Origin of the sequence: Sulfurimonas sp., from assembly GCF_027056685.1 — a bacterium.
Lineage (GTDB): Bacteria > Campylobacterota > Campylobacteria > Campylobacterales > Sulfurimonadaceae > Sulfurimonas.
In genome coordinates, this window is the sequence record NZ_JALUKE010000209.1 from 1 (window position 1) to 2,199 (window position 2,199).

A 2,199-nucleotide genomic window follows, 5' to 3' on the forward strand; every position below is an offset into this window, starting at 1 on the left:
TATACTATAATATAATAATAAATAGTAAACAGGGCACTACAGAGCAAGTTGAAATTTAATTGTACCTATTTTAGGCGCTTTTATATCTTTTTATTTAATTTTGTAGTGCTTTTTGACGAAGTCGGGAGGGCTACTTGAATCATATCTCTCATTAGTTCATTTTTTGTTATCTTTGATTTCCGTTTGCGTTGTTTGGTTTTAATATCACAAAACTGTATTGGTTTTTTTACAATTTCAAAGGCTATTGGAATAGATACTTCATTGCTATAATATAAAGCATTTAGCATATTGATGCCACAAACTGATTTTCCGACTGTATGGTCAAAGTGCCAACACATCATATCACTCTCATCTGTCCATTTCTTTTCTTGTACTGTATCATAAAATATTAGACATGCATCATCAGACTCTATTTCTCTTACTGTTGATTTTACTTTTTTCCATAGTTCTCTTGAAGTAAATTCATTGTTTGATAAAAATCTTGTTATCTGGTCATGACTTATTTCATTTTCCATCATTGCTGATAGTCCTGTTGCTGTTACATAGCTATTTCCACTTATTAGATAATCTGTGTATAGTTCTAGGTAATTTGTTTGTTTTTTCATAATCTTTTTTAAGCAAGTTTTGGTCCTTTGTGCGTAAGGTCAGTTATTTATACTACCAATATTATTGAGTCAGTTCATAGACAATTTAGAACTTTAACAAAAACCAAAGGTGCTTTCCCTAATGATAATAGTCTTCTCAAATTACTGTTTGCCGGCATACAAAATGCTGAGAAAAAATGGACTATGCCAATTAGAAATTGGAGCCTGACTATTTCTCAGCTTAATATTTATTTTAAAGAGAGGCTAAAAGATGCCTTGAATTTATGATATAATCTTAGGAGCAATTAGGTGTTGACACAGTTGCCACATTAAAAACAGCTTAAAAAATTAATATTTACGCCACTTTTTTAATATTATTTTCATCTTTTTTATCTAAATACAGTTTTGGATTATAATGACATTTGTTTTTATACAGTGAATGAGCTAAAAGTGCTAATTTTCTCATTATTGCTACTTGAGCTACTGTTGAATGACAATTTCTTTTCTTCATCTTGTCATAATAATCTTTAAATTCATCATTAAATCTTATTGTAGAGAGAATTGAATAAAAAATCATACCTCTATAAAACTTGGTGCCTCTTTTGGATATTCTACTTCTGCGTTTAATTGATGTTCCAGATTCAACAATAATGGGATCAAGTCCCAGTAATGCTGTTATTTGGCTTCTATTTGCATTTGGATACTTTAAAAATAAATATAGTAAAATCAACGCAATCAAATCTCCAACGCCTTTGATTGAAGAGATATTGTCAAAATGCTCTTTTAAGTCTCTATTGCAACAAACCATAATCTTGGCTTTTTCTATTAGTTTATTTTGTTCTGCTTGCAATTTTACAATATTTTTATTCACTTGAGAAATAATTTGCTTACTACCATGATTAGCTTTTGCAGCTTCTAAATGATTTTTAAAAGCCACTTTTTGTTTTTGAAGAAATTTATAGTAACTCATTATTTCTTTTAGTTGCTCCACTGATTTATCAATAACTGGTACTGATATATTTTTTTCTTTTATTACTAAATGCATATTATAAAGCATTTGAGCATCTGAAATATCAGTTTTACTTCTGTTGCCAGTACTTTTTGAGAAGCTAGAACTAATATAGGGATTTACAACATAAATCATAATATTATTTTCTGCACAAAACAGCATTAATGTTTTACTGTAATTTGCAGTAGGTTCATATATAAAGACGAAGGAGTCATCTTTATATAATTTTAATAGTTTCTTATATAAAACTCTTAATGATTTCTTGTTATTATCAATCTCTATTGTTGAATTATTTTTTGCTATAAAAACCTGAAGTGTTAATTTCGATACATCTATCCCAATATAGTGATACATCTAGAACCTCCTTGAATTGAGAGTTCATCGAAGATACACAAATATTTGTGTATCTTAGTATGCTATACTTTTACTTCTTCTCTTAAATTCTGTCTCAATAATTTAAACCATATTGGACTCTGTTGCCACTCAAGTTATTTGTATAGCTGTCTAACTGTGTCACAATCTTACTATTTCTACAAAATAATAGATTCGGAATTTTGACGACATACTAAATGAACTCTTTAAGTTTTATTGGTTTTGTATTATAAG

2 protein-coding genes and 1 pseudogene are annotated in these 2,199 nt (G+C 28.6%); 1 reads left to right on the forward strand and 2 read right to left on the reverse strand.

Annotated elements, in window-relative coordinates:
• Positions 1 to 80: 80 nt before the first annotated feature.
• The gene (locus tag MVY38_RS09205) at positions 81 to 605 is read right to left on the reverse strand and encodes a transposase (protein WP_297485483.1); all 525 of its coding nucleotides are present in this window, start codon (positions 603 to 605) and stop codon (positions 81 to 83) included.
• Positions 606 to 638: 33 nt separating this feature from the next.
• Here MVY38_RS09205 and MVY38_RS09210 point away from each other — a divergent pair.
• A pseudogene (locus tag MVY38_RS09210) lies at positions 639 to 872 on the forward strand (transposase); the annotation flags it as partial.
• Between the two features lie 67 nt (positions 873 to 939).
• Here MVY38_RS09210 and MVY38_RS09215 read toward each other — a convergent pair.
• Positions 940 to 1,947 carry an IS110 family transposase gene (locus tag MVY38_RS09215; protein ID WP_297485485.1) on the reverse strand — a complete coding sequence of 336 codons (1,008 nt, stop codon included), beginning with the start codon at positions 1,945 to 1,947 and terminating at the stop codon, positions 940 to 942.
• Positions 1,948 to 2,199: the final 252 nt, after the last annotated feature.